General features: G+C 49.8%; 17 protein-coding genes and 3 pseudogenes. 13 read left to right on the plus strand and 7 right to left on the minus strand.

Features of this window, described 5'->3' with window-relative positions:
• Position 1: 1 nt before the first annotated feature.
• Both NM96_00290 and NM96_00295 read left to right on the plus strand, forming a co-directional pair.
• On the plus strand, positions 2 to 631 hold the full coding sequence (locus tag NM96_00290) for a dephospho-CoA kinase (protein ID AVR78021.1): 630 nt from the start codon (positions 2 to 4) through the stop codon (positions 629 to 631).
• A 54-nt stretch (positions 632 to 685) separates the two neighbouring features.
• The gene (locus tag NM96_00295; GenBank protein AVR78022.1) at positions 686 to 880 is read left to right on the plus strand and encodes a DNA gyrase inhibitor YacG; all 195 of its coding nucleotides are present in this window, start codon (positions 686 to 688) and stop codon (positions 878 to 880) included.
• Positions 881 to 981: 101 nt separating this feature from the next.
• Here NM96_00295 and NM96_00300 read toward each other — a convergent pair whose 3' ends face one another.
• From NM96_00300 to NM96_00315, 4 genes are all read right to left on the minus strand, one after another.
• Positions 982 to 1,911 (minus strand): bifunctional riboflavin kinase/FAD synthetase, encoded by a 930-nt coding sequence (locus tag NM96_00300; protein ID AVR78023.1) that lies wholly within the window; start codon positions 1,909 to 1,911, stop codon positions 982 to 984.
• 104 nt (positions 1,912 to 2,015) lie between these two features.
• Positions 2,016 to 2,408, minus strand: coding sequence for a hypothetical protein (locus NM96_00305; protein AVR78024.1), 393 nt, complete (start codon positions 2,406 to 2,408; stop codon positions 2,016 to 2,018).
• A gap of 144 nt (positions 2,409 to 2,552) precedes the next feature.
• The gene (locus tag NM96_00310; protein AVR78025.1) at positions 2,553 to 3,521 is read right to left on the minus strand and encodes a 4-hydroxy-3-methylbut-2-enyl diphosphate reductase; all 969 of its coding nucleotides are present in this window, start codon (positions 3,519 to 3,521) and stop codon (positions 2,553 to 2,555) included.
• A gap of 26 nt (positions 3,522 to 3,547) precedes the next feature.
• Positions 3,548 to 4,066, minus strand: a complete 519-nt coding sequence (locus tag NM96_00315; protein ID AVR78026.1) for a lipoprotein signal peptidase — start codon at positions 4,064 to 4,066, stop codon at positions 3,548 to 3,550.
• A gap of 250 nt (positions 4,067 to 4,316) precedes the next feature.
• Between NM96_00315 and NM96_00320 the strand changes: the two genes are divergently transcribed.
• From NM96_00320 to nqrF, 10 genes and pseudogenes are all read left to right on the plus strand, one after another.
• Complete coding sequence (locus NM96_00320) at positions 4,317 to 4,688, plus strand: hypothetical protein (GenBank protein ID AVR78027.1); 372 nt, start codon at positions 4,317 to 4,319, stop codon at positions 4,686 to 4,688.
• A 453-nt stretch (positions 4,689 to 5,141) separates the two neighbouring features.
• Complete coding sequence (locus NM96_00325) at positions 5,142 to 6,530, plus strand: DUF560 domain-containing protein (GenBank protein AVR80213.1); 1,389 nt, start codon at positions 5,142 to 5,144, stop codon at positions 6,528 to 6,530.
• An 87-nt stretch (positions 6,531 to 6,617) separates the two neighbouring features.
• Positions 6,618 to 6,876, plus strand: a pseudogene (locus NM96_00330) (coproporphyrinogen oxidase).
• Between the two features lie 77 nt (positions 6,877 to 6,953).
• On the plus strand, positions 6,954 to 8,375 hold the full coding sequence (locus NM96_00335; protein ID AVR78028.1) for a sodium:proton antiporter: 1,422 nt from the start codon (positions 6,954 to 6,956) through the stop codon (positions 8,373 to 8,375).
• Between the two features lie 351 nt (positions 8,376 to 8,726).
• Positions 8,727 to 10,070: a Na(+)-translocating NADH-quinone reductase subunit A gene (locus NM96_00340; protein ID AVR78029.1), complete on the plus strand. Its 1,344-nt coding sequence runs from the start codon at positions 8,727 to 8,729 to the stop codon at positions 10,068 to 10,070.
• Positions 10,071 to 10,072: 2 nt separating this feature from the next.
• The gene (locus NM96_00345) at positions 10,073 to 11,305 is read left to right on the plus strand and encodes an NADH:ubiquinone reductase (Na(+)-transporting) subunit B (protein AVR78030.1); all 1,233 of its coding nucleotides are present in this window, start codon (positions 10,073 to 10,075) and stop codon (positions 11,303 to 11,305) included.
• Positions 11,298 to 12,074, plus strand: coding sequence for a Na(+)-translocating NADH-quinone reductase subunit C (locus tag NM96_00350; GenBank protein ID AVR78031.1), 777 nt, complete (start codon positions 11,298 to 11,300; stop codon positions 12,072 to 12,074). The genes NM96_00345 and NM96_00350 overlap by 8 nt, the downstream gene beginning before the upstream one ends.
• Positions 12,074 to 12,700 (plus strand): NADH:ubiquinone reductase (Na(+)-transporting) subunit D, encoded by a 627-nt coding sequence (locus NM96_00355; protein ID AVR78032.1) that lies wholly within the window; start codon positions 12,074 to 12,076, stop codon positions 12,698 to 12,700. The genes NM96_00350 and NM96_00355 overlap by 1 nt, the downstream gene beginning before the upstream one ends.
• A 3-nt stretch (positions 12,701 to 12,703) precedes the next feature.
• Positions 12,704 to 13,297, plus strand: a complete 594-nt coding sequence (nqrE, locus tag NM96_00360; protein AVR78033.1) for an NADH:ubiquinone reductase (Na(+)-transporting) subunit E — start codon at positions 12,704 to 12,706, stop codon at positions 13,295 to 13,297.
• A 13-nt stretch (positions 13,298 to 13,310) separates the two neighbouring features.
• Positions 13,311 to 14,528: an NADH:ubiquinone reductase (Na(+)-transporting) subunit F gene (gene nqrF / locus NM96_00365; protein ID AVR78034.1), complete on the plus strand. Its 1,218-nt coding sequence runs from the start codon at positions 13,311 to 13,313 to the stop codon at positions 14,526 to 14,528.
• A gap of 186 nt (positions 14,529 to 14,714) precedes the next feature.
• Here the strand turns inward: nqrF and coaBC are convergent, their stop codons facing one another.
• Together coaBC and NM96_00375 are read right to left on the minus strand one after the other, a co-directional pair.
• Positions 14,715 to 15,899 carry a bifunctional phosphopantothenoylcysteine decarboxylase/phosphopantothenate--cysteine ligase CoaBC gene (gene coaBC, locus NM96_00370; GenBank protein ID AVR78035.1) on the minus strand — a complete coding sequence of 395 codons (1,185 nt, stop codon included), beginning with the start codon at positions 15,897 to 15,899 and terminating at the stop codon, positions 14,715 to 14,717.
• A gap of 169 nt (positions 15,900 to 16,068) precedes the next feature.
• Positions 16,069 to 16,179, minus strand: a pseudogene (locus NM96_00375) (NAD(P)H-flavin oxidoreductase).
• On the opposite strand from NM96_00375, the gene NM96_00380 reads away from it, so the two are divergent.
• Positions 16,132 to 17,139, plus strand: coding sequence for an IS5/IS1182 family transposase (locus NM96_00380; protein AVR78036.1), 1,008 nt, complete (start codon positions 16,132 to 16,134; stop codon positions 17,137 to 17,139). The pseudogene NM96_00375 and the gene NM96_00380 sit on opposite strands and share 48 nt — an antisense overlap.
• 194 nt (positions 17,140 to 17,333) lie before the next feature.
• Here NM96_00380 and NM96_00385 read toward each other — a convergent pair.
• Positions 17,334 to 17,603: pseudogene (locus NM96_00385) on the minus strand (hypothetical protein).
• Positions 17,604 to 17,668: the final 65 nt, after the last annotated feature.

The following is a 17,668-nucleotide window of genomic DNA, read 5'->3' on the forward strand; positions in this document are numbered from 1 at the left end:
TATGACTTTATGGATAGGTTTGACGGGTGGTATCGGCAGCGGGAAATCTCAAGCAGCAAAAATCTTTTCTGATTTGGGTGTCCCGCACATTGATGCCGACGCCCTGAGCCGAAACCTGACGGCGGATAACGGTATAGTATTACCGGCTATCCGCCGTCTTTTTGGCGACAAGGTTTTTCATACCCAAAACAGTCTGAACCGTGCTGCTTTGAGGGATCTGGTTTTTAGACGACCTCAAGCCAAAAAAGAATTGGAGGAGGTGTTGCTGCCTTTGATTTTAAATGAAATCAAATCGGCAAAAACCCGCTATCCTAACGCAGCATACGGCATCATCGATGTACCTTTGCTGATTGAAAACCCGGAATTTTTAGCGGCTGTCGATAGAGTGTTGGTTATCGACGTTTCTGAAGCAACCCAAATTCTTCGCGTTCAGCAAAGAAGCGGTTTGAATACAGAAGAGATCAAGCGCATTATGAACACTCAGGCCAACCGCAAAACGCGGCTGCTCTATGCAGATGATGTCTTAGAAAATGAAGGGACTTTATCTGAATTGACCAAAAAAATTCAGGACTTGCATAGGTTTTATTTGGGATATTCCGGCAACTCGAAATTTGGTACATCATTGCCCTAACGTGAAATATCTTGAACAAAAGACAAAGCATAAATGATTTGTAAGGAACAAATAATGACTGAAGTAACGATTGTGAAATGTCCGACCTGTCAAACGCCGGTGATATGGAATGAAGAGAGTAAATACCGACCTTTTTGCAGTCAACGCTGCCGATTGATTGATTTAGGCGAATGGGCGCAAGAGAAATATACGGTTGCAGCGGAAGAAGATGATACTTTATCTGATTCAATGGTCGGAGGCTTACAATAAGCTGTATTTAATACGTTTTTGTGAGGCTATGCAGCCCCGCTTTTTTCTCCTTGGTAGGCATTTGCTTGGTAGGATGCCATTATGGTAATGGCTGTCCAAACTTATGTTTCAGACCAATGTCGGGCATTTTTCATGTCTTGTTCGATTTGTACTTTTAATTCGGCGATACTGTCGAATTTTTTTTCGTCGCGTAATTTGTGCAGAAAACGGACGTTCAGGCGTTGTCCATAAATGTTTTCATTGAAATCAAACAAATGGACTTCAAGTTTTTGGGCGCGGTTGTTGCTGACAGTGGGGTTGAATCCGAAACTTGCCACGCCGCGTTTTGTGCCGAAAGTGCCGTCTGCTTCAACGACAAATACCCCGCTTAAGGCGTAATGGTGGGGAGGGAGTTGGATGTTGGCGGTGGGAGTGTTGATGGTGCGGCCGAGTTTTTTACCGTGTTTGACTTTGCCGCTTAAAGTGTAATCGTGTCCCAGCAGTTTTTTGGCATAGTCTAATCGACCGTCGGAAAGCGCATTGCGCACAGCAGTACTGCTGGTACGGATGTCTTCTACGATAACAGATGGGGTGCGATCGGTTTGAATATCCGGTTGTGCTGCCAAAAGTTCGAAATCGCCACGGCGACCTGCTCCGAAACGGAAGTCATCTCCAATCAGCAGATAACGCGTATTCAACGTCTTGCGTAAAAGCAGGTTGATAAAGTCTTGGGCATCCATATCAGCAAATGTTTGGTTAAACCGCAGCACCCAAACTGCATCGACACAGCCGGTTTGTTCAAGCAAATTTAGTTTGGTGCGCAAAGGGCTGATACGGTAGGGCTGTTTTTTACCGGTTTGTCGGGCAAAAAATTCTTTGGGTTGTGGTTCGAAGATAACGACGACAACTGGAAGCCCCCGTGCATCGGCTTCTTGCTTGAGTTTTTGGAGAATGTGTTTGTGTCCGAGGTGCACGCCGTCGAAATTACCGATGGTAACGGCACTTCCCTGAGGGAAGTCGGGCATGCGATGCTGACCGAGCCAGATTTTCATGAGTCATTTATGCGGTTCGTAAACGGACGGGTATTGTAAACGTTCTTGGTGTTTATATAAACCACAGGTCGTCTGAATATGTTTTCAGACGACCTGTGTCGTCTTTACCACCAAAACGGCGGACGGTAAAAAGGGTAGCTCCAAGGGTCGTAATAGTTGTAATAATAGCGTGCTTCTTGGAGTTGCTGCTGGGAGATGTGGTTTTGCCATGCCATTTTGTAGCAGGCTTGGAACATGGGGTCGGAAACTTTATCTATATATTTCAAGCGGAAGGATTTTTGCTGTTCTGTCGTTTGAACGGAGCGGTTGTCCGCCAGCTCGAACTGTTTTTGTATCAATCGGGCGGTTTCAGGGTCGCACTGAGCGGCCAAGTGGATTTGCAGGTTTTGTTCTTCCTGTTTCCGAGCCTGTGCGCGTGCGGCGAGTTGCTCCGGCGTGGCAGCGCAGGCAGTCAGGAAGACGAGGGTGGAGAGCGATAAAAAGCGTAATGGGTTCATGATGTTGCCCCTTTAAGGTGATGATAACCAATGTACGCTGACGGCTGGTCGAGTGCAAGGGGTAAATAGGTAAAGGTCGTCTGAAAACGGGTTTCAGACGACCTTTTTGTTTTGCCGCTTGGATGAAAAGGTTGGGTAAACAGTTTAACCTTTATTGAGTATCTGTTTGTTTTCGCCTTCGCGCCGCAGCTCTTTGGGGAGGACGAAGACGATGCTTTCTTCCGCGCCTTCGCCTTCGCGTATGGTTTCGTGTCCCCATTGCTGTATGGTTTGCAGGACTTCTCTGACTAAAACTTCGGGGGCGGACGCGCCGGCGGTTACGCCGACTTTGTGTTTGCCTTCGAACCATTCGCGTTGCAGGTGGCCGGCGTTGTCGACCATATAGGCATCGACGCCGCGTTGGGCGGCGACTTCGCGCAGGCGGTTGCTGTTGGAAGAGTTGGGCGAGCCGACGACGATGACGATGTCGCATTCTTCCGCCAATTCTTTGACGGCGGTTTGGCGGTTGGTCGTGGCGTAGCAGATGTCTTCTTTGTGGGGATTGCGGATGTTGGGGAAACGGGCGTTCAGCGCGGCGATGATGTCTTTGGTTTCATCGACGGACAGGGTAGTTTGGCTGACGTAGGCGAGTTTGTCGGGGTTTTTGACTTGCAGCCCGGCGACGTCTTCAACGGTTTCGACCAGCAGCATCCTGCCGGGCGGAAGCTGTCCCATGGTGCCTTCGACTTCGACATGGCCTTTGTGTCCGATCATGATGATTTCGCAATCTTGCGCGTCGAGGCGGGCGACTTCTTTGTGGACTTTGGTCACGAGCGGGCAGGTGGCATCGAATACGCGGAACCCGCGTTCGGCGGCTTCCTGCTGTACGGCTTTGGAGACGCCGTGTGCCGAGTAAATCAGGATGGCGCCTTTGGGTACGTCGGCGAGGTCTTCGATGAATACCGCGCCTTTTTCGCGCAGGTTGTCGACGACGAATTTGTTGTGGACGACTTCGTGGCGGACGTAAACCGGTGCGCCGAATTCTTCCAGCGCGCGCTCGACGATGCTGATGGCGCGGTCAACGCCGGCGCAGAAGCCGCGCGGGTTGGCAAGGATGATGGTTTTTGGGGTCATGTGTATGGTCCGGATTTCAGACGACCTTATGGGTTGTCGGTTGTTGGTTCGTCGGTTGGTTTGGGTTGTTTTTTGTGGAACAGTCCGTCCAAAACCAATAAAACGGCACCGACGCAGATAAAGCTGTCGGCAACGTTAAACGCGGGATAATACCAATCCTTCCAGTAAAACAGTAAGAAATCAACCACATGACCGTGAATCAGTCGGTCGATGACGTTACCGAGCGCGCCGCCGATAATCATGGCTGCGCCGATTTTGCCCGAAAGGCGGAACTCGTCGCGCAGGATGGCGCGGGCGAGATAGGCGCTGATAACGAGTGCCAGCCCTAAGAAAAAGAATTTCTGCCAGCCGCCCTGGTCGGCAAGAAAGCTGAACGCCGCGCCGGGGTTGTAGGCAAGGGTCAGGTCGAATAAGGAAGGGATGATGTTGAGTCGCTCGCCTTCTTGGAAGTGGGCGAGGATTTCCCATTTGGTCAGTTGGTCAAGCGCGATGCCGGTCAGCGCGATCAGCAGGTAGACGGTTTTTTTGGAAAGGGAGGAAGACATTTGGTGAAGCTGCCTGAATAAACAAAGCGGCTATTTTACCCGAAAGCGCAAAAGCCGTGTTTCAAAAGGTCGTCTGAAAACCTTTTATTACAGGGCGAGACGCAGGGTTTTGCAGGGTTATCGCAAAACCGCGTAAACGCTGCGCGCAAAAACACTGTCATACGTAAAACAAGGTTTATTTGCTTGATAGGGTGTTGCCTTGCCGATAACATGGCGGCGTTTTTATATGCCTTCCCCGAAAGGATACAGTATGGCTAAAACAAAATCTTTATTGGCAACCGGCATTTTGGCGCTTTTCTCCGCCACCGCTTTCGCCGCCCCGCTTCCTGCCGAAATTTACCTTCCCGCAGGCGCGCATACGGTTAAAGCCGACCGTCAGGGCAACGGCGAATTCGAATACGAAGCCGAGCTGCCCGCACGCGGCAACCCGATTCCGTCTTTGGCGAAAAAAGTCATCGCCCACGCGCGCAGCAAAGGTTTTCAAGTGGTCGAATCTGAAATCAAACACGACGATGCCGATTTGAAATTCAAACGTGGCAGACAAGAATTGGACGTATCCATCGAAAACAAAGGACACGGCCGCATCGAATACAAAGCTGATTTGGACTTAGACAAACGCTAAATCAAGAAATACTGGAAAGGTCGTCTGAAAAGAGGTTTCAGACGACCTTTTTACATGGCGGCGTTAACAATTGTTTATGGTTTTTACAACATTTGTTTTATCCGTAAAAACCGTTTGGAAGAAAACACGGGTCGTCTGAAACCTCTTTTCAGACGACCTTTGCAATAGGATTGGGCAAACGGCATTCAATCAACAGGGCAGGGCGGATTTGCGCCGAAACAGAACAAAGCCGAATCATGCCGTATCGTTTTATTTGCCTCCGCAATATTTTGTTTTACTGTAAAACACGGTAAAATCCGCGCTCAACATAATATTGAGACAAAACAGTACCGAAGAGAATAAATGGTGTTGTCCGATCTCAAATAAAAAATATTGACGCAATCACTACAATACTACCGTTCACACATTGCAAAGATCATGAAAAAAACACTCTTACTCCTCTCCCTGCTCGCCGTGTCCGCAGCGGAAGCCGCCGACGTGCCGTCCGAGCCTCAAAACCAGCCTGCCCCCGAGTTGCAGGTTAAAACGGCAGAACCTGACCCCGTCGAAGCAGAAGCGGCCAAACCTGCTGCTGAAACGTCGTCTGAAAAAGTCGTCAACGTCGATGCCAAAACCCTGCTCGACAATCCCCAATTACTTTCCCGCGCCATGTATTCTGCCGTTGTGTCGCGCAACATCGCGGGCATCAAGGTTGTCCTGCCGATTTACGAACAATGGCAGGGACACGATAAAAACATGGCGCTCTACGCGCACGGCTTGGTTGCTCAAGACGACGGCAAAATGAAAGAAGCCATCGGGTATTACCGTCAATTTATCGCCGAAAACCCCGATGCCCCCGTCGTCCGCTGGCAGCTTGCCACCGCTTTGTTTGAAGACAAGCAAAACGAAGCTGCCGCCGACCAGTTCGACAAACTCAAAGCAGAAGCCAACCTGCCCGAGCAGCTCGTCAAAGGCATCGAATCCTACCGCAAAGCATTGCGCGAGCGCGATTCGTGGAAATTCAACGCCGGCTTGAGCGTTACCCGCGAACAAAACATCAACCAGGCCCCCAGCCGCCGCACATACGGCAACTGGACCTTTCCTGAGCCTATCGACGCTACCGCCATCAACTACCAACTCGGCGCAGAGAAAAAATGGTCGCTGCCCAAAGGCTGGTACGTTACGGCAGGCGCGGACAATTACGGCAAAATTTATCCCGAACAAACCAAGTATAACGACGTAACCACCCGCTTTTCGGTAGGCGCAGGCTACGCCGACCAGCGCAACGACATCGGCTTGACCCCGTTCCACGAACGCCGCTTCTACGGCAACGACCCGTATACCTACTCCAGCGGTGCGCGCCTGCACATCAACCGCTGGTGGCAGCCTAAGCTGCAAACCTTGAGCGCCGTTGAAATGGGTCGTCTAAAAAATACCCGACGCGCCCGTTCCGACAGCAACAACCGCCTGTTGAGCAATTCCGTCGTCTATTACCGAAACGCCCGCCAATACTGGGTCGGCGGTTTCGACATCTATCAGGAACGCAATAAAGAAGACAAATCGGACAGCTTCGACCGTTACAGCCTCCGTACCGCATGGGGGCAGGAATGGGGCAAAGGGCTGTCCACCATGTTGCGGCTGAGTGCGGCGCAACGCCGTTATCAAACGCCCAGCCTTTTGAGCGGTCAGGAAAACCGCCGCGATAAAGAAGCGGATATTTCGCTCGCCGTGTGGCACCGCGCTTTTCACTTCAAAGGCATCACCCCGCGCCTGACCGTCGCCCACCACAAAACATGGAGTAACGACAAATATAATGAATACGGCAAAACCAGAATGTTTGTCGAGTTCAGTAAAACGTTCTGATTGTGTTTGGTTTGAATAATAAAAGGTCGTCTGAAATTTTTCAGACGACCTTTAGCTTTTTTATTTGAGTAAGGGCATATTGTGTAAATTTTTGAAAGAATAAATCTAAAGTTATATTTCGATAGTTTACATTGCTGCTTGCCTAGCATTTTATTTTCAAAAGGATTTTGAAAATATGATTCAGCGGATAGGGCGGAAGAGGGGCTTGAAGATTGGGAAACAGGGTAGGGCGGTCGGTTATTTTGACTGGTTTGGGGCGGGGTTTTCACTTACAATCAAACAAGGTTTACATATGGCAACACTCCGCCGCTTGATGCCAAGGTTGGTTGCAGACGTTTTTGTTTGATTTCACGGCATTGTGCGGATGTGTTTGTTTAGGCTTTTCGTTCATAAGAAAAACTAAAAAAAAAACAAGGAAAAACAATGCGCCGCTTACCAATTCTATCCCTCATCCTGCTTCCCGCTGTGTCTCACGCCGCTGATTTTGACGGCGCGACGCTCAGTCTGTTTTGGGGTGCGCCGTTCGCGTTGATTCTTTTGTCTATCGCGTTGGGGCCGCTCTTTTTCGCGCATACCTGGCATCACCATTTCGGCAAGATTACAGCGTTTTGGACGCTGCTGTTTTTGGTTCCGTTCGCCGTTGTGTTCGGTTTCGGGGCGGGTGTGCATACGGTTGCCCATGCGCTGGTTGAGGAATATATCCCGTTTATCCTGCTGCTTTTGGCTTTATACACGATTTCGGGCGGAATTTTGGTTTGGGGTAAGCTCAATGGTACGCCTGCGCTGAATACCGGGCTGCTGGCGGCGGGGACGGTGATGGCTTCCTTTATGGGGACGACCGGTGCGGCAATGCTGATGATTCGTCCGCTGCTTAAGGCAAACCATTACCGCAAGAATAAGGTGCATGTCGTTATATTCTTTATTTTTTTGGTGGCAAATATCGGCGGCGGCCTGACGCCGTTGGGCGATCCTCCGCTGTTTTTAGGCTTCTTGAAGGGCGTGGATTTCATGTGGACGGTGAAACACATGTTGATGCCCGTATTGATCAGTACGGTGGTGCTGTTGCTGGTGTTTTATATTATCGACAGCCGTTATTACGCGCGTGAAGCCAATGTGGAACAGATTCGTCAGGAAGAGGAGGTCGATGAAGATTTGCGCATTGCCGGCAAATGGAATTTCCTGCTGCTGGCGGGCGTGGTTGGTGCGGTTTTGCTGTCCGGCTTGTGGAAGCCCGATCATCCGGGGTTTGAGATTTTAGGCAGCCACTATGCGTTGCAAAACTTGGTGCGCGATGTGATTTTGCTGGTACTGACCATGGTTTCGCTGCTGATTACGCCCAAACAGGTCAGGGCGGGCAATGAATTCAATTTCGACCCGATTGCCGAAGTGGGCAAACTGTTTTTGGGTATTTTCATTACGATTTCCCCTGTTTTGGCGATTTTGAAGGCAGGCGAGGCGGGTGCGCTGGGCGCGGTGGTGTCGTTGGTGCATGACGCTTCGGGCAATCCGATTAATACGATGTATTTCTGGATGAGCGGTTTGTTGTCCGCATTTTTGGATAATGCGCCGACTTATCTGGTGTTCTTCAATATGGCGGGCGGTGATGCTCAGGTGCTGATGACGGGGCATCTGTTCCATTCGCTGTTGGCAGTATCCATGGGTTCGGTGTTTATGGGCGCGCTCACTTATATCGGCAATGCGCCGAACTTTATGGTTAAAGCGATTGCCGAGCAGCGCGGCGTGCCGATGCCGACTTTCTTCGGTTATATGATGTGGTCGGTAGGGGTATTGATTCCGCTGTTTATACTACACACACTGATCTTCTTCGTTTGGCAGTTGTTCTGATTCCTAAACTTCAAAAGGTCGTCTGAAAACCTGATTCTTATTGATTCGGTTTTCAGACGACCTTTTGCATTCTGCCAGGGATTAATTTGGGGCATCAATATCTTGTAATTTTATTGGAGGGCTGCTTTGCGTGGGATTCGGGGCAGGAAGCTGGAAAAAATCTGCGTAAATCTGACATAAGGCGGGCTGTTCCTGCTAAAATCAAACGTTTTACAGTTTTCATTTAATTGTTGTTTTCCGTAAGTAAGGCTTTACTTTCAGACGACCTTCCCCATGCTTTGCCATTTCAAACGTCGTCTGAAAAGTTGGAACATTTTATTCTGTTTAACTCATCACAAGTAATGCAAATCTATGATTAAAATCAAAAAAGGCCTAGACCTGCCCATCGCGGGCAGACCGGAGCAAGCCGTTTACGACGGTCCGGCCATTACCGAAGTCGCGTTGCTTGGCGAAGAATATGTCGGTATGCGCCCCTCGATGAAAGTCAAGGAAGGCGATGCCGTCAAAAAAGGCCAAGTGCTGTTTGAAGACAAGAAAAATCCGGGCGTGGTGTTTACTGCGCCGGCTTCCGGCAAAATCGCTGCGATTCACCGCGGCGAAAAGCGCGTGCTTCAGTCGGTCGTGATTGCCGTTGAGGGCGATGACGAAATCGAGTTCGAACGCTACGCGCCCGATGCGTTGGCAAACTTAAGCGGCGAAGAAGTGCGCCGCAATCTGATTCAATCCGGTTTGTGGACTGCGCTGCGTACCCGTCCGTTCAGCAAAATCCCCGCCGTTGATGCCGAGCCGTTCGCCATTTTCGTCAATGCGATGGACACCAATCCACTGGCGGCAGACCCTGTGGTCGTGATCAAAGAAGCCGCCGAGGATTTCAGACGAGGTTTGCTGGTGTTGAGCCGACTGACCGAACGCAAAATCCATGTTTGTAAAGCAGCCGGTGCGGACGTGCCGTCTGAAAACGCCGCCAACATTGAAACACACGAATTCGGCGGCCCTCATCCTGCGGGTTTGAGCGGCACGCACATTCATTTCATCGAGCCTGTCGGCGCGAATAAAACCGTGTGGACCATCAATTATCAAGATGTAATTGCGATCGGACGTTTGTTCGTAACAGGTCGTCTGAATCCCGAGCGCGTAGTTGCTTTGGGCGGCCCGCAAGTCAATAAACCGCGCCTCTTGCGTACCGTTTTGGGTGCGAAGGTGTCGCAAATTACCGCCGGCGAATTGGTTGATGCGGACAACCGCGTGATTTCCGGTTCGGTATTGAACGGCGCGATTGCACAAGGCGCGCATGATTATTTGGGACGCTACCACAATCAGATTTCCGTTATCGAAGAAGGCCGCAGTAAAGAGCTGTTCGGTTGGGTTGCGCCGCAGCCGGACAAATACTCGATTACGCGTACGACCCTCGGTCATTTCCTGAAAAACAAACTCTTCAAGTTCACGACAGCCGTCAACGGCGGCGACCGCGCCATGGTGCCGATCGGTACTTACGAGCGCGTGATGCCGCTGGACATCCTGCCTACCTTGCTTTTGCGCGATTTAATCGTCGGCGATACCGACAGCGCGCAGGCTTTGGGTTGCTTGGAATTGGACGAAGAAGACCTCGCTTTGTGCAGTTTCGTTTGCCCGGGCAAATACGAATACGGCCCGCTGTTGCGCAAGGTGCTGGAAACCATTGAGAAGGAAGGCTGATTATGGGCTTGAAACATTTTCTGGAAAAAATCGAACCGCACTTCCTGCCGGGCGGCAAACATGAAAAATGGTATGCCCTCTATGAAGCTGCGGCGACGATTTTCTACACATCCGGCGCGGTAACGCGCAAAGCGGCACACGTCCGCGACGCGCTCGACTCCAAACGCATGATGATTTTGGTGTGGCTGGCTTTGTTCCCCGCCATGTTCTACGGTATGTACAACGTCGGCGCTCAGGCATTCGGTGCGTTAACGCCCGATTTGCTGCAACAAAGCATCGCCAACGACTGGCATTACGCCTTTGCCAACGCTTTGGGCATCAATATGTCGTCTGAAGCGGGCGTGTTGGGCAAAATGCTGTTCGGTGCGATTTACTTCCTGCCGATTTACGCAACCGTATTTATCGTCGGCGGTTTCTGGGAAGTTTTGTTTGCCACCGTACGCAAACACGAAATCAACGAAGGTTTCTTCGTGACTTCGATTCTGTTTGCCTTAATCGTTCCGCCTACGCTGCCGCTGTGGCAGGCTGCCTTAGGTATTACCTTCGGCGTGGTGGTTGCGAAAGAGGTATTCGGCGGTACGGGTAAAAACTTTATGAACCCTGCACTGGCAGGTCGTGCCTTCTTGTTCTTCGCTTATCCCGCCAATATTACCGGCGACACCGTTTGGACGGCGGTTGACGGCTATTCCGGCGCAACCGCGTTGGCTCAGTGGGCGGCACACGGTTCAGACGGCCTGAAAAATGCCGTTACCGGTAAATCCATCACTTGGATGGATGCGTTTATCGGCAACCTGCCCGGTTCTATCGGCGAAGTATCCACTTTGGCGCTTTTAATCGGCGGCGCGTTTATCGTGTTTGCCCGCATCGCTTCTTGGCGCATTATTGCCGGCGTGATGATCGGTATGATTGCGATGTCTTCGCTGTTTAATGTTATCGGTTCGGACACCAATCCGATGTTCAGCATGCCTTGGTACTGGCATCTGGTCGTCGGCGGCTTCGCCATCGGTATGCTGTTTATGGCGACCGACCCTGTTTCCGCTTCCTTTACCAATGTCGGCAAATGGTGGTACGGCGCGCTAATCGGTGTGATGTGCGTGTTAATCCGCGTGGTCAATCCGGCTTACCCTGAAGGCATGATGTTGGCGATTTTGTTTGCCAACCTGTTTGCCCCGATTTTCGACTATTTCGTCGCACAAGCGAACATCAAACGCAGAAAGGCGCGCAGCAATGGCTAAGAAATTCGATAAAGACAGCTTCAGCGGCACGCTGATTGTGGTGTTGGCAGTCAGCCTGATTTGCTCGGTCATCGTGGCGGGCGCGGTTGTCGGCTTGAAACCAGTTCAGGAAAAACAAAAGGTTCAGGATAAACAAAGCTATATCCTGAGCGTTGCCGGTTTGCTCGATAAAAATACCGACATCAGTAAAACCTTTGCCGACCGCATCGAACAGCGCGTGGTCGATTTGGCGACCGGCGAATATGTGAAAGACGCACCGAAAGACTTTAGCGCGCGCGTTGCCGCCAAAGACCCCGCGCAAAGCATCCAAATCAAACCTGAAGACGATTTGGCAGGCATCAAGAGCCGCGCCAAATACACCGAAGTTTATTTGGTAAAAGGCGATGACGGCAAAGTCAGCCAAATCATCCTGCCTATGCATGGAAACGGTTTGTGGTCAGTGATGTACGGTTTTGTCGCCATCCAACCCGACGGCAATACCATCAACGGTATTACCTACTACGACCAAGGCGAGACTCCGGGCTTGGGCGGCGAAATCGGCAATCCGTTGTGGCAACAAAAATTCGTCGGCAAAAAACTCTTTGACGAACAAGGCAAACTCGCCCTGCATGTTTCCAAAGGCGGAAGCTCGGACAAAGAGTATGGCGTAGATGCCCTTTCTGGCGCATCGCTGACTTCCAAAGGCGTACAAGGCTCGTTTGCCTACTGGTTCGGCGAAAACGGCTATATACCCTACCTGAACAAATTGAAATCAGCAGGAGCACAATAATGGCTGATATGAAACGCTTGAAACATTTGATGTTTTCACCCTTTATCGACAACAACCCGATTGCCTTGCAGGTTTTGGGTATTTGTTCGGCGCTGGCGGTTACCACCAAACTTCAGACGGCCATCGTGATGGGTATTTCTGTCAGTTTGGTAACCGGTTTTTCCAGCTTCTTCATCTCGCTGGTGCGCAACTACATCCCCAACAGCATCCGCATTATTGTGCAGATGGCGATTGTCGCGTCGCTGGTTACGCTGGTTGACCAATTGTTGCAGGCCTATGCCTACGAATTGTCCAAACAGCTCTCCGTATTCGTCGGCCTGATTATTACCAACTGTATCGTGATGGGTCGTGCCGAAGCCTTCGCCATGAAAGAGCCGCCGCTGGAAAGCCTGGTGGACGGTATCGGTAACGGCGCAGGTTACGGCATGATGTTGATTATCATCGCAACCATCCGCGAGCTTATCGGTTCTGGCAAACTCTTGGGCTACACCGTTTTCCAAACCGTGCAGGACGGCGGCTGGTATCAAACCAACGGCCTCTTCCTGCTGGCACCGAGCGCGTTCTTCATCATCGGCTTTTTAATTTGGGGTTTGCGTACATGGAAACCCGAACAGGCGGAGGAATAAGACATGGAACATTATTTAAGCCTTTTTGTGAAATCCGTCTTCATTGAAAACATGGCGCTGTCCTTCTTCTTGGGCATGTGTACTTTTCTGGCGGTATCGAAAAAAGTATCCACCGCATTCGGCTTGGGCGTTGCCGTTACCTTCGTACTCGGCCTGTCCGTCCCTGCCAACCAGCTCGTTTACTCGCTGCTCAAAGACGGCGCGATTGTAAAAGGCGTGGATTTGACTTTCCTGAAATTCATCACCTTCATCGGCGTGATTGCGGCTTTGGTGCAGATTTTGGAAATGTTCTTGGACAAATTCGTTCCCGCCCTCTATAACGCGCTGGGCATCTACCTGCCGCTGATTACCGTAAACTGCGCGATTTTTGGTGCTGTTTCGTTTATGGCGCAACGCGAATACAACTTCGGCGAATCCGTCGTGTACGGCTTCGGCGCGGGTTTAGGCTGGATGTTGGCGATTGTCGCTTTGGCGGGCATTACCGAAAAAATGAAATATTCGGATGCCCCCAAAGGCCTCAAAGGACTGGGCATCACCTTCATCTCCGCCGGCCTGATGGCGATGGCGTTTATGTCGTTCTCCGGCATCCAGTTATAAGAAAGGATTCGGCATGGAAATTATTTTAGGTATCGTGATGTTCACCGTCATCGTCTTGGCTTTGGCACTGATGATTCTGTTTGCCAAATCCAAGTTGGTGAGCGAAGGCGACATCACCATTAAAGTCAATGATGAAAAAGAGCTGACTATGCCCGCCGGCGGCAAACTGTTGGGCGCGCTTGCCAGCCAAGGCATCTTTGTCCCCTCCGCCTGCGGCGGCGGCGGTTCGTGCGGACAATGCCGCGTTGTCGTGAAAAGCGGCGGCGGCGACATTCTGCCGACCGAGTTATCCCACATTAGCAAACGCGAAGCACGCGAAGGCTGTCGACTGTCTTGTCAGGTCAACGTCAAAACCGACATGGACATCGAAGTGCCGGAAGAAGTGTTCGGCGTGAAAAAATGGGAATGCACCGTCATCTCCAACGACAACAAAGCCACGTTCATTAAAGAACTCAAGCTTGCCATTCCCGAAGGCGAAGAAGTCCCCTTCCGTGCCGGTGGCTACATCCAAATCGAAGCCCCGCCGCACACCGTTGCCTACAAAGACTTCGACATTCCTAAGGAATATCACGAAGACTGGGACAAATACAATCTGTGGCAATACGTTTCCAAAGTGGACGAGCCGATTTTGCGCGCCTACTCCATGGCTTCATATCCAGAAGAAAAAGGCATCATCATGCTGAACGTGCGTATCGCCACGCCGCCTCCGCGCGTACCCGATGCGCCTCCGGGACAAATGTCGTCTTACATCTGGTCGCTCAAACCCGGCGACAAAGTAACCATCTCCGGCCCGTTCGGCGAATTCTTCGCCAAAGACACCGATGCGGAAATGGTATTTATCGGCGGCGGTGCAGGTATGGCACCGATGCGCTCCCACATTTTCGACCAGCTGAAACGTTTGAACTCCAAACGTAAGATTACCTTCTGGTATGGTGCCCGTTCTAAACGTGAAATGTTCTATGTTGAAGACTTCGACCAACTCGCGGCAGAGTACCCGAACTTCACATGGCACGTTGCCCTGTCCGACCCATTGCCTGAAGACAACTGGGACGGTTACACAGGCTTCATCCACAACGTGGTTTACGAAAACCACCTGAAAAACCATGAAGCACCGGAAGACTGCGAATTCTACATGTGCGGCCCGCCGATCATGAACCAGTCCGTCATCAAAATGCTTAAAGACTTGGGCGTGGAAGATGAAAACATCCTCTTGGATGACTTCGGCGGTTAAAATTTAACCTTAAACGAAGAAGGAAGAAACCTCATTTTCTTCCTTTTTTTGTTTAGATTAAAGATGAAGGTCGTCTGAAAACAGGGAAACGGGTTTCGTTAAAATTTTCAGACGACCTTTGGACTTTTCAAAAAAATAGCATTGTTCTTGCTTATTTTGAGAATTATTTTGCTATATTGTTCATGATCAACGATTCAGACGAGCTGCAAGATGTTGGACAATGTTATCTGCTGCTTGACGTTTATCTGTTTCTGGGAATGAAATCTCATTTTCGTCATCAATAATGGTAATTTGATTAGTCGTTTTTCCCATTGACTGGGAAATTTGATTTGCAACCAGCATAGGGATATTTTTCCTGATTCTTTTGATTCTGGCATATTCTAGAACGCGTTCGCTTTCAGCGGCAAACCCGACACAGAAGGGAGGGGTAGGTAAAGAAGCAATGGAAGCGAGAATATCAGGGTTTTCCGTTAATTCGATAATAGGAACTTTACCGGAACCATCTTTTTTCATTTTTTGGGAACTGCTATTTTTCACCTTATAGTCAGCAACAGCTGCAACGGAGATAAATACATCTTGGTTGGTAATATGATTGTGAACAGCACGGAACATTTCTTCAGCACTTACGGCTTGTTCTGTATGAAAAAGCCCGGTTGGAATAGTAGTTTGGAGTTGCCCATAAATCAGAGTTACTTTAGCCCCTGCAGCCCTGCATGTCCGTGCTAAAGCCGTACCCATCTGTCCGCTAGAGATGTTTGTAATACCGCGTACAGGGTCAATGGCTTCAAACGTTGCTCCGGCTGTGATTAAAATACGTTTGCCTAATAAGATTTTAGGTGTCCATAAGTCGGAAATTAAATCAGCCAAATCAGCTGCTTCAAGCATTCGACCAAGTCCAATTTCCCCACAGGCCTGTTCGCCATATGCCGGCTGAAAGACAGTAATACCGTCTGAACGTAGTTGTTCGATATTGCGTAGATTGGCAGGATTGTTCCACATCTCTACATTCATGGCGGGAGCAACTGCTAAAGGACATTTCCGTGCGGCAACAAGATTAGCCAGGAGGTTATCCGCAATGCCATGGGAAATTTTGGCAATCGTATTGGCTGTTGCCGGTGCAATGACCAACGCATCTGCCTCACGTGTTAAATTAATATGAGCCATGCCATTTCCTAAGCTATTTTCATGCGTATCTGTTAGAACAGGATTTCCGCTTAAGGCCTGAAAAGTCAGTGGTGAAATAAATTCGGTTGATGCTTTGCTCATTACCACACTGACTGAATGCCCCTGTTTTTTCAACAAGCGTACCAACTCGCAAGACTTATAAGCGGCAATGCCGCCACTAATACCCAGCAGAATATGTTTACTCATGATTAAAATACGTGTTCAAAATATGTTTATACTAACATGGATAAAGAATAAACAAGCAATTTTGAGGAAGATCCATATATGTCAACGAGGTGATGTAATATTCAGGAGGGTAAATATTTTCTGAATGAGCAAGATTGGTAAAACATGATGCGAAATTGAATAACATAAGGAGACCTTTGCAAAATTCCCCAAAATCCCCTAAATTCCCACCAAGACATTTAGGGGATTTTCCATGAGCACCTTCTTCCAGCAAACCGCACAAGCCATGATCGCCAAACACATTGACCGCTTCCCACTATTGAAGTTGGATAAGGTGATTGATTGGCAACCGATCGAGCAGTACCTGAATCGTCAAAGAACCCGTTACGTCCGAGACCACCGCGGCCGTCCCGCCTATCCCCTGTTGTCCATGTTCAAAGCCGTCCTGCTCGAACAATGGCACAGCCTCTCCGATCCCGAACTCGAACACAGCCTCATCACCCGCATCGATTTCAACCTGTTTTGCCGTTTTGACGAACTGAGCATCCCCGATTACAGCACCTTATGCCGCTACCGCAACTGGCTGGCGCAAGACGACACCCTGTCCGAATTGCTGGAACTGATTAACCGACAACTGGCCGAAAAAAACCTAAAAGTAGAGAAAGCATCCGCCGCCGTCATTGACGCCACCATTATTCAGACTGCCGGCAGCAAACAGCGTCAGGCCATAGAAGTCGACAAGGAAGGACAAGTCAGCGGCCAAACCACACCGAGTAAGGACAAAGATGCCCGTTGGACAAAGAAAAACGGCCTCTACAAACTCGGTTACAAACAACATACCCGTACCGATGAGGAAGGCTATATCGAGAAACTGCACATCACCCCCGCCAATACCCATGAGTGCAACCACCTGTTGCCTTTGCTGGAAGGAATAGCCAAAGACACAACCGTCTATGCCGACAAAGGCTACGACAGTAAGGAAAACCGGCAACATCTGGAAGAGCATCGGTTGTTAGACGGCATTATGCGCAAAGCCCACCGCAACCGTCCGCTGACAGAAGTGCAAACCAAACGTAACCGATATTTGTCGAAGACCCGTTATGTGGTCGAACAAAGCTTCGGTACGCTGCACCGTAAATTCCGCTACGCCCGGGCAGCTTATTTTGGTCTGTGTAAAGTGAGTGCGCAAAGCCATCTGAAGGCGATGTGTTTGAACCTGTTGAAAGCGGCTAACAGGCTAAGTGTGCCTGTTGCTGCCTAAAAGGCGGCCCGGATGCCTGATTATCAGGTATCCGGGGAGGATTAAGGGGGCATTTGGGTAAAATCAGGAGCAATTAGGGGTGGAAATAGACGAAAACCTGTGTTTGGGTTTCTGCTGTTGGGGGGAAGGCTTTTTTGCAAAGGTCTCATAAGGTCGTCTGAAAGAGGTTTCAGACGACCTTTGCTGTTTTTGATTTGAAATAAAAGTCTTTGTATTTCAGGTTGTTGTTTAGTTTTGTGGAATTTTTTGCGGTTTAGGAGTTGACGGTTTTTGAGGGGAGGGGTATAGTTCGGTTCTTCGCTGCTTCGGCGGTGATTGAACGAACAGGTAAGTATATCACAGTTGGTCTGATTTTTCGAGGTTTTGAGAAAAGTTTTGATTGACAACGAGATGAAATGCTTTATAATTCGTTTTTGCTCTTTAACAAAACAGATTACCGATAAGTGTGAGTGCGACAGCCTCACACTGTTTGAAAGACAGACAAGATGATGTTTTAGACATTGTCCTGTTGGTTTCTTTGAAGCAGACC

The organism is Neisseria mucosa, assembly GCA_003028315.1.
Taxonomy (GTDB): Bacteria; Pseudomonadota; Gammaproteobacteria; order Burkholderiales; family Neisseriaceae; genus Neisseria; species Neisseria mucosa.